Below are 9,458 nucleotides of genomic sequence, written 5' to 3'. Positions count from 1 at the left end.
ACCCACCGATCTCCAACTCGATCTCCTGGACCTCCTCGACATCGATCCACGAGACCTCCGCTGAAGATCACTCACATGCGGAAAACGGGGCTAGCGAAAGGCGCAACCATGAACGACGTCATCGTCGTGGGGACTGACGACTCGCCGGGCGCCGACACCGCCATCGCTTGGGCTGCTGCCGATGCCACGCGCAAAAGGCTCCGGCTTGAGCTCGTACATGTGATCGAACACGGCTCCTACGAACTTCCCCGTTTCCCGATCCCCGGCCTGCTGGAGGGCCTCAGGGAGGCCGCCGAGGCCATGCTGGAGAAGAAGGTCCAGGCTGTCATGGCCCGCTGGCCCGGCATCGAGGTCGCCACCAAGGTGAAGATCGGATCGCCGGTGGCCGAGTTGCGGGCGCAGGCGGAGCCGGCCGCCGAACTGGTGGTCGGCTCGCGCGGCCGGAGTAGATTCGCCAGCGCGTTGCTCGGCTCGGTGAGCCTGCGATTGGCGGGCCACGCCCACGGCACGATCGTCGTCGTACGCTCGGTCGCGGCTGACCATGGGCGGGTCGTGGTGGGTCTGGACGAGACCGACTCCTCAGAGCCCGCCCTGGCCCACGCCTTCAACGAGGCGTCCCTGCGCGGAGTGCCGCTGCACGTCCTCTACGCCTACGGCGTCCCCATTCACGCGGTCTCGCTCGACTTGGACCGGCTGCAACGAGCCCAGTACGACTTCGTCCACGATCGGCTCACCCGTTGGCGGGCCGAACACCCCGAGGTCGACGCGATCGCGGATATCACCTCCGTGCATCCGGTCGCGGCGCTCACCGAGGCGTCCAAAGACGCGGACCTGCTCGTGGTGGGCAATCGCGGGCGTGGGATGGCGATGCTCGGCTCCGTCAGCCACGGCGTGCTGCACCACGCTCAGTGCCCGGTCGCCGTGGTCCGCCGCCGGAGTGACGATCAACCTGGCCGCTGACCCCTCTTTGTTAGGTGGTTCGCCGACGCCGGCCGCAGGCAGGGCGTCGGGACGGTATACCAGACGGTCACCCGCTAATCCCGATCAACCTTCGGCCGCCCGCCGAACCGCCTCCCGGGCAAACGTGCGGCATTCCTTCCCAACGGCGGGCCGAAAGACCTCGGCACCCAGGACCTCCGCCCCATGACGCGCCGCATGTCGGCGACGGCCCGCAACGTGCCGCGTACGGTTCCGGTCACCTTGGAGCGCCCTGCTCGGGGCGGGTAGTCCACGTCCACCTCGGCGATCCGCCAACCGGCCGCGACGGCCCGCAGGACCATCTCCAGCGGGTAGCCGAACCGGCGGTCGGTCAGCGCGAGTTCCAGGAGCCGGCCGCGCCGGGCCACCCGCATCGGCCCGAGGTCGTGGAGCATCACCCCGGCGCGGCGGCGCAGGGTGCGCGCCAGGACGGCGTTGCCCAGCCGGGCGTGCCAGGGCCAGGCGCCCGCGGCTCGTGGACGGCGGGCGCCGAGGACCAGGTCGGCCTCACCGCCGATGACGGGCGCGGCCACGGTGGGAAGCCGGCGGGGATCGAGCGAGGCGTCGGCGTCCATGAAGCAGACGACGTCGGCGGTCGAGGCCAGCAGTCCGGCGTGGCAGGCGGCGCCGAAGCCGCGCCTGGGCTCGTGGACGACGTGGGCGCCGAGCTCGCGGGCGATCTCGGCGGAGCGGTCGGTGGAGCCGTTGTCGACCACGACCGGGCGGTAACCGTCCGGCATGCGCCCGAGCACCCAGCCGAGCGCGGCCTCCTCGTTCAGGCAGGGCAGAATCACATCGACCGTCATGACCACGCGAACTCCTTCATGCCGTCCTCGAAGCCGATCTCGGCGCGGAACCCGAGCTCGAGCCCGGCGCGTTCGGGAGAGGCGACGACGTGGCGGACGTCCCCCAGCCGGTAGGCGCCGGTGACCCGCGGCTCCGGCCCGCCCCGCGCGGCGGCCAGCGCGACCGCCATCTCGCCCACGGTGTGCGGGGTGCCGCTGGCGATGTTGTACGCCATCAGCTCAGCAGGCCGTGAGGACGCCAGGACGGCCGCCAGGTTCGCCCGTGCGACGTCACGCACGTGCACGAAGTCGCGAAGCTGGCGGCCGTCCTCGAACACCTTCGGCGGCCGCCCCGCCTCCAGCTCGGAACGGAAGATCGCGGCGACTCCCGCGTAGGGGGTGTCGCGGGGCATGCGCGGCCCGTAGACGTTGTGATACCTGAGCGCCACGGCACTCCCGCCGGTCTCCCTGGCCCAGTTGGCGGCCAGGTGCTCCTGTGCGAGCTTGCTGGTGGCGTACGCGTTGCGCGGATCGGGCGAGGCATCCTCCCCGACGGCGGCCCAGCGCACCGCGCGGCCGCATCGAGGGCAGAGCGGGTCGAACCGGCCCTGCTCCAGGTCCCGTACGGCACGCGGGCCCGGCCGGACCCGGCCGTGCTCGGCGCACGCGTAGCGACCCTCGCCGTAGATCACCATCGAGGAGGCGAGCACCAGCCGTCCGACCTGGTGCCGAGCCATCGCCGCCAGCAGCATGGCCGTGCCGTACACGTTGACCGAGGCGTAGTCCGGCAGGTCGGAGACGTCCACCCCCAGACCGACCTTGGCCGCCTGGTGCGCCACCAGGTCCACGCCCGGCAGCAGCCGGTCCAGCGCGGCGGCGTCCCGCACGTCGGCGCCGGTCCGCAGGTCGAGACCGACGACCTCGTGTCCCGCGCCCTTCAGAGCCTCGGCCACGTGGCCGCCGACGAAGCCGGCCGAGCCGGTCAGCATCACTCTCACCCGGCCGACGCTAACGCGCCCCGCGATCGTGCTGAAGGCACGTTCGCACTCCGTAAGAACCTCGGCCGGCGAGTTCTTACGAAGCCCGTACGGTCGCGGCCACGGCGGCCATGAGCCCGGTTCCGGGTGCGACGCTGCCCGGTGTGAGCCGTGACATGGTGTTCGTGGGCGGGGTGCTCCTGGCACTGGCTGCCGTCGTGGTCAAGATGGTGACCGGGCCGCCCGAACTGGGCTGGTACGTGCTGGCGTGGGCGCTGTTCGCCGCAGCCGGGTGGCGGGCGCGGCGGGTGCCGGAGAAGCGGCTGACCGCCCTGGTCGTGGCGGGCGGCGTCGCGTTGACCGCGATCGGGCTGGCGGCGCCGCCGAGCAGCAGCACCGACTCCTTCCGGTACGCCTGGGACGGCCGCGTGCAGGCGGCGGGCATCTCGCCGTACGACCATCCGCCGGCCGATCCAGTCCTCGCCCCGCTGCGCGACGACTGGCTGTTCCCGCAGGAGTGCACGGCGCCCGAGCTCTGGCCGCTTCCTGATGGCGGCTGCACCCGGATCAACCGCCCCACGGTGCCCACGATCTACCCGCCGGTCGCGCAGGGCTACTTCCTGCTGGTCCACTGGGTCTCACCGGACGGCGTCCGGCACAAGGTCCTCCAGCTGGGAGGCTGGGTGATGGCCGTCCTGGTGCTCCTCGCGCTGTGCCGCCGGGCGGGCGCCCGTTCGGCCGCGTACTGGGCGTGGTGCCCCGCCGTACCCGTCGAGGCCGTGAACAACGCGCACGTCGACATGCTGGGCGTGCTGCTGGTCGTGCTCGCCTTCTGCACCGTGCGCGCTCGCGGCGCGCTGCTGGGAGCGGCCGTGGCGGCCAAGCTGCTGCCCGCCACGGCGCTGCCCGGCGCGTTGTCGGGAGTGCTGGCGAACGGGGTGGCCTGGCCGCGCGTTCTCCGGCTCGCCGTGCCCGCCATGCTCGTCGTGGGCCTGTCGTACCTGCCCTACGTGCTGGCCACGCAGGGGCCGGTGGTGGGCTTCTTGCCGGGCTACCTCCAGGAGGAGCGGTACGAAGCGCCCGCCGGTGGGAACCGCTACCTGGTGCTGCGGCTGGTGATGCCCGACTCATGGGCTCCCTACGCCGCGATCCTGGTACTCGCCCTGGTCGCCATCCACGTGCTGCGCCGCGGTGACCCGGAACGGCCCTGGCGCGGGGCGCTGGTGGTCACCGGCTCGCTCCTGCTGCTGTTCACCCCGGGATACTCCTGGTACGCACTCCTGGTCGTCGCGCTGGCCGCCATGGACGGCCGGTGGGAGTGGCTGGGCGTGGGCCTGGCGGGCGCGATCGCGTACGTCGCCGGGCCGGCGGCGCACCCCGGGCCGGCGATGGCCTGCTATGCCGCGGCCACGCTGGCGGTGCTGATCGGCTGGGCCGTACGCCGCTCCCGCGCCGCCCCGGTCGAACAGCCGCTGTCAGCAACTCGTAAGGATTGAGCACACCGCGTCGCCCTACTGTCGATCACATGGTCCAGATCATGATCATCGCCAAGGAGCCGGTGGCCGGGAGGGTCAAGACCCGGCTGACCCCGCCGTACAGTCCGGAGCAGGCCGCGGCCCTGGCCGAGGCCTCGCTCCGCGACAGCCTCCGCGCCGTCTCCGCGACGCCCGCCGGCCAGCGGGTGCTCGCCCTCGACGGGCTTCCGGGCAGCTGGCTGCCCCCGGGATTCGCGGTGATCCCGCAGCGCGGCTCGGGACTGGACGAGCGGCTGGCGGCGGCTTTCACGGACGCCTACCGGCTCCAGCCGGAACCCGTCGTCCTGATCGGCATGGACACCCCGCAGGTGACACCCGTGCTGCTCGGAGAGGCGGTGGACGCCCTGGAATGCCACGACGCCGTGTTCGGCCCGGCCGCTGACGGTGGCTTCTGGCTGCTCGGCCTGCGCGAACCGGACCCTTCTCTGCTCCACGGGGTGCCCATGTCGCACCCGGAAACCGGCAAACTCCAACTCGACCGGCTGGACCGAGCCGGGCTCACCGTCCACCTGCTGCCCGAGCTGACCGACGTCGACACGGCGGCGGACGCCGTCGCGGTGGCCGCGCAGGCACCCGATTCCTCCTTCGCCGGCACGCTGAGGGAGCTGGGCCGGTGATCGGGCAGCTCTACGCCGACGCGCTCGCCGGAGCCACTGCCGAGATCGAGTACGTCGACGGCACTCGCGTCGTGCTGGAGACCGCCCGCTGGTTCGAGCCGGTCGACGGCGACGAGGCGCTCCTGAGCAGGTGCACCAGCCCGACCTTGGACATCGGCTCCGGTCCCGGCCGGCTCACGGTCGCGCTGGCCCGCCGCGGCGTTCAGTCGCTCGGCATCGACATCACCCCTCGCGCCGTCGCCCTTACCCGCAAGGCGGGAGGCTTCGCCATGCTCCGGAACGTCTTCGACGAGGTCCCGGGGAGCGGTCAGTGGGCGACGGCGCTGCTCGCCGACGGCAACATCGGCATCGGCGGCCACCCCGAGGTGCTCCTGCGGCGGGTCAGGCAGCTGGTCCGGCCAGGCGGCCAGGTCCTGGTCGAGCTCGCACCGCCCGCGACGAGAAGCCGCGTCGACCGGGTACGCCTGCGCCGTGGCCCGCACGTCGGCGACTGGTTCGGGTGGGCGACCGTGTCGGTGAGCGACATCCAGCGCGTCGCAGGCGCCGGTGGCTTCCCGATCGTGGACTGCTGGACGACTCACAGTCGCTGGATGGCCCGTCTGAGCTGAACGGCGCAGACGCCCATCGCCTCGTCCCGTAGCTGCCGCAACGCGGCGAGCCTGCTGGCCGAAGAGCAGGTACGGTCCGAAACTGCCCACGGAGGCACCTGGACCACATCGAAGGGAACCGTCATGATGACAGTCAACGGAGCGCCTGCCCGGTATGACGATCTGCGGGCGCTGTTCATCAACTGCACCCTCAAGAAGAGCCCCGAGCGCAGCCACACCCAGGGCCTGATCGATCTCAGCGCGCACATCATGGACACGCAGGGTGTGAGCGTCGAGCAGTTGCGGGCGATCGACCACGACATCGCCACCGGCGTGTGGCCGGACATGACCGAGCACGGCTGGGAGAGCGACGAGTGGCCCGCCATCTACCAGCAGGTGCTCGCCGCCCACATCCTGGTCATCGCCGGGCCGATCTGGCTGGGCGACAACAGTTCGGTGACCAAGAAGATCATCGAACGGCTGTACGCCTGCTCCAGCCTGCTCAACCAGGCCGGCCAGTACGCCTATTACGGGCGGGTGGGCGGCTGCCTGATCACGGGCAACGAGGACGGCGTCAAGCACTGCGCCATGAACGTGCTCTACAGCCTGCAGCATCTGGGCTACACCATCCCGCCGCAGGCCGATGCCGGCTGGGTGGGCGCGGCCGGACCCGGACCGTCCTACCTCGACCCGGGCTCGGGTGGGCCGGACAACGACTTCACCAACCGCAACACCACCTTCATGACCTGGAACCTGCTGCACCTGGCACGCATGCTCAAGGACGCCGGCGGCATCCCGGCCCACGGCAACCAGCGCTCGGAATGGGACGCCGGATGCCGCTTCGACTTCGACAACCCCGAGCACCGATAGAGGCGATTCAGGCCAAGGATCTGGCCTCAGTTCAGGTCGGTAGCTACATGCCGTGGATGCGGCGGCCCGTGATCTGCTGGGGGACGATGCGGACGTAGAGCCGGCGTTCGCCGCCCGCCCAGGGCGTGACGCCCGAGTCGGCCACCTCGTCCACCTCGTCCATCTCGTCCGCCGTCACGTGGTGGGCGGGCCCCTGCACCAGGACGCTCCACCCTTCGCGGTCGACCTCGTCGATCTTGTCGACCTCGAACGCGATCTTGATGTCCACCCCTTCCTGGTCCATCGGACCGCCGGACGCGATACGGAAGACGATCACGCCGTGCTGCAGCTTGTAGTTGACGGGCAGCACAGCAGGCCCGTACGAGCTGCTGAACGCCACCCGCCCGATCCCGCCCGGCGAGATCAGCCGCAGGCACTCCTCCGGGTCCAGCGCCTCCATCGTCGGGTTGGCCATGGCGGGGCCGTGCCCGGGCGGGCGGTCCTGGTCGCGGCTTCCGAGCTCTTCGGCGCCAGTCGTGATCGTTTCTCCTCGCGTATAGGTACGGCGCGCGGTGCCGTTCACACGTGCCTCGTGGTGGTCGGCGTCGATGAAGATCTGGCGCCCGCGATAGCGGAGCGGCATGGACAGCACGCCGAGCCGGCCGGGCAGCAACGGGTCCAGCCACAGCCCGTCCGGCCGCGACTCCAGCCCCAGGTAACAGCGTTGCAGGAGGTCAAGGGTGCCGCCCATCGCGCCCAGGTGGATGCCCTCCGCGGTGGTACCACCCTGGACATCCTTGATGTCGCCGTAGAGGGCCTCGGTGAAGAATCTCCAGGACCGTGCCCTGTTCGAGCGCGCCAGCACCCAGGCGTGCACGACCGCGCTGAGTGTCGAGCCGTGGCTGGTGCGGGCCAGGTAGTAGGAGACGGTACGGGAGATCAGCCCGCGGTCGACCGGGTAACCAAGCCGTTCCAGGAGGCCGGTCAGCTCGTCGCCGGGCAGGAGGTAGCAGAGCATGAGGGTGTCCGCCTGCTTGGAGGCCTTGTAGCGGTTGACGTCGTCGCCGTCGGCCTCCAGCGCCCGGTCCAGGCGCCGCACGCCGCGGTAGCGCTCCCAGTCGAGCTCCAGCAGGTCTCCGTAGCCGGTGAACTGGCTGATCACGCCGTCGTGGAAGTCCACCCGCAGGCGGCGGCCGATGTCGTCCCAGCGGGCCAGCTCCACGTCCGGGGGCGCCAGTTCCGGCGCCAGCGCGGCGGTGTCGCGGGCGCGGATGAGCAGCCAGGCGGGCCACGCCCTGGTTGGACACCCGGCCGTCCAGGGTGGCGCGCACACGTATCGGCCCCGACCAGTTCTCGGCGGTGAACGTGGTCTCCATGGCGGCCAGGTACGGGTCTGCCATCGACACGAGGCGACGCTGCCGTACCCGCGTGACCCGGCCCTCGCCGTCGCGCCAGCGCAGGTCGCGCACCAGCACGCCATGCCACAGATCGAGCTCATGCCGGTAGGCCGGCAGCGCGGCCCGCTCGGGCCGGAACCACTCGCATCCCGGGGTGGCGAACGTCAGCGGCAGCCAGTCGGGCAGGTTGACGATGTCCTCGTTGGTCACGGTGTGTCCGGCGACCTCGGAGTCGAGGCGGTCGTAGCAGCCCGCCACGTACGTGCCCGGCGTGCGCGACTCGCCGTCCGGGGTGGCACCCCGGGTGGCGAACCTGCCGTTGCCGAGCGTGCACAACGCCTCCCTCAGTCCCTCTCGACCGAGATCGAAGCCGTCGTACACGATCTCCCAAGCGGGGCCGCCTACGTGCGCGACCCGGCTTCGCGCATGATCACTTAACCGGGTTCCCGCACGTCAACTGCCTACTTGAGGAGCTGGCGGGCCATCACCAGGCGCTGGATCTGGTTGGTGCCCTCGTAGATCTGGGTGATCTTGGCGTCGCGCATCATCCGCTCGACCGGATAGTCCCGCGTGTAGCCGTACCCCCCGAGCAGTTGGACGGCGTCCGTGGTGATCTCCATGGCCGCGTCCGAGGCCGCGCACTTGGCCGCGCTGGAGAAGAAGGTCAGCTCCTTCACCGGGGTCCCGCGCATGGCCGTCTCCGACATGCCCGCGGCCGTGTACGTGAGCTGCCGCGCCGCCTCCAGTTTCATGGCCATGTCGGCGATCATGAACTGCAGGCCCTGGAAGTCGGCGATCGGGCGGCCGAACTGGCGGCGTTCCTTGACGTAGCCGATCGCGTAGTCGAGGGCGCCCTGGGCGATACCGAGGGCCTGGGCGGCGATGGTGACGCGGGTGTGGTCGAGGGTGGCCAGGGCGGTCTTGAAGCCGGTGCCCGGCTCGCCGATCATGCGCCAGGCCGGGATGCGGACATCCTCCAGGATCACCTGGCGAGTCGGTGAGGCCTTGATGCCGAGCTTCTTCTCCTTGGGGCCGAAGGAGACGCCCGCGTCGGACTTCTCCACGACAAAGGCGGAGATGCCGCGCGCGCCGGCCGAGGGGTCCGTGACCGCCATGACCGTGTAGTACTCGGACACGCCGGCGTTGGTGATCCACATCTTGGTGCCGTTGAGGACGTAGTCGTCGCCGTCCCGGACCGCCCGGGTCTTCATCGACGCCGCGTCCGAGCCCGCCTCCGACTCGCTCAGCGCGTACGAGAACATGGCCTCGCCACTGGCCACCGAGGACAGATAGCGGGACTTGAGCTCCTCCGACGCCGACAGCAGGAGCGGGACCGTGCCGAGCTTGTTGACGGCCGGGATCAGCGAGGACGAGGCGCACGCCCGCGCCACCTCCTCGATGACGATCACCGTGGCCAGCGCGTCCGCCCCGGCGCCCCCGTACTGCTCAGGGATGTGGACGGCGTGGAAGTCGGCCGCCACGAGGTCCTTGTAGACCTCCCAGGGGAACTCCTCGCTCTCGTCCGCGGCGGCGGCCTGCGGGGCGATCTTCTCCTCGGCGAGGGCCCTGATCGCCTCGCGGAGCATGGGGTACTCCTCCGCCACGTCGTGCAGGTGGCCGGCCAGGCTCATACGCTTCTCCCAACTCAAGGACAGGCACTCAGTGACTTAAGATAAGGCACTGAGTGACATGACGCCAGAGCAGGTGTACGGTGAAGCCCCCGTTGGCGGATG

General features: G+C 70.8%; 9 protein-coding genes and 1 pseudogene. 5 read left to right on the top strand and 5 right to left on the bottom strand.

Going from position 1 to position 9,458, the window contains the following annotated elements:
• Positions 1-108: 108 nt before the first annotated feature.
• The gene (locus AB0L65_RS39140) at positions 109-960 is read left to right on the top strand and encodes a universal stress protein (RefSeq protein WP_364256388.1); all 852 of its coding nucleotides are present in this window, start codon (positions 109-111) and stop codon (positions 958-960) included.
• A gap of 74 nt (positions 961-1,034) precedes the next feature.
• On the opposite strand, the gene AB0L65_RS39135 is transcribed toward AB0L65_RS39140, so the two are convergent.
• On the bottom strand, positions 1,035-1,784 hold the full coding sequence (locus AB0L65_RS39135; protein WP_364256385.1) for a glycosyltransferase family 2 protein: 750 nt from the start codon (positions 1,782-1,784) through the stop codon (positions 1,035-1,037).
• Complete coding sequence (locus tag AB0L65_RS39130; protein ID WP_364256382.1) at positions 1,781-2,761, bottom strand: NAD-dependent epimerase/dehydratase family protein; 981 nt, start codon at positions 2,759-2,761, stop codon at positions 1,781-1,783. The genes AB0L65_RS39135 and AB0L65_RS39130 overlap by 4 nt, the downstream gene beginning before the upstream one ends.
• 143 nt (positions 2,762-2,904) lie before the next feature.
• On the opposite strand from AB0L65_RS39130, the gene AB0L65_RS39125 reads away from it, so the two are divergent.
• The 4 genes from AB0L65_RS39125 to AB0L65_RS39110 all read left to right on the top strand — a co-directional run bounded on the left by AB0L65_RS39125 (position 2,905) and on the right by AB0L65_RS39110 (position 6,349).
• A complete protein-coding gene (locus tag AB0L65_RS39125; protein WP_364256379.1) occupies positions 2,905-4,236 on the top strand; it encodes a glycosyltransferase 87 family protein in 1,332 nt (443 codons plus the stop codon).
• 29 nt (positions 4,237-4,265) lie between these two features.
• The gene (locus AB0L65_RS39120; protein WP_364256376.1) at positions 4,266-4,892 is read left to right on the top strand and encodes a TIGR04282 family arsenosugar biosynthesis glycosyltransferase; all 627 of its coding nucleotides are present in this window, start codon (positions 4,266-4,268) and stop codon (positions 4,890-4,892) included.
• Positions 4,889-5,500: a methyltransferase domain-containing protein gene (locus AB0L65_RS39115; protein WP_364256373.1), complete on the top strand. Its 612-nt coding sequence runs from the start codon at positions 4,889-4,891 to the stop codon at positions 5,498-5,500. The genes AB0L65_RS39120 and AB0L65_RS39115 overlap by 4 nt, the downstream gene beginning before the upstream one ends.
• A 123-nt stretch (positions 5,501-5,623) precedes the next feature.
• On the top strand, positions 5,624-6,349 hold the full coding sequence (locus tag AB0L65_RS39110) for a flavodoxin family protein (RefSeq protein ID WP_364256370.1): 726 nt from the start codon (positions 5,624-5,626) through the stop codon (positions 6,347-6,349).
• A gap of 43 nt (positions 6,350-6,392) precedes the next feature.
• Here the strand turns inward: AB0L65_RS39110 and AB0L65_RS39105 are convergent, their stop codons facing one another.
• From AB0L65_RS39105 to AB0L65_RS39095, 3 genes and pseudogenes are all read right to left on the bottom strand, one after another.
• A complete protein-coding gene (locus AB0L65_RS39105; RefSeq protein ID WP_364256367.1) occupies positions 6,393-7,661 on the bottom strand; it encodes a pyridoxamine 5'-phosphate oxidase family protein in 1,269 nt (422 codons plus the stop codon).
• A gap of 4 nt (positions 7,662-7,665) precedes the next feature.
• Positions 7,666-8,106: pseudogene (locus tag AB0L65_RS39100) on the bottom strand (glycoside hydrolase family 65 protein); the annotation flags it as partial.
• Between the two features lie 80 nt (positions 8,107-8,186).
• The gene (locus AB0L65_RS39095) at positions 8,187-9,356 is read right to left on the bottom strand and encodes an acyl-CoA dehydrogenase family protein (RefSeq protein WP_364256364.1); all 1,170 of its coding nucleotides are present in this window, start codon (positions 9,354-9,356) and stop codon (positions 8,187-8,189) included.
• Between the last annotated feature and the right edge of the window lie 102 nt (positions 9,357-9,458).

This window comes from Nonomuraea sp. NPDC052116 (assembly GCF_040680035.1).
GTDB classification, from domain to species: domain Bacteria; phylum Actinomycetota; class Actinomycetes; order Streptosporangiales; family Streptosporangiaceae; genus Nonomuraea; species Nonomuraea angiospora_A.
The sequence above is the reverse complement of the archived record's forward strand: the minus strand, read 5'-3'. Positions and strand labels throughout refer to the sequence as shown.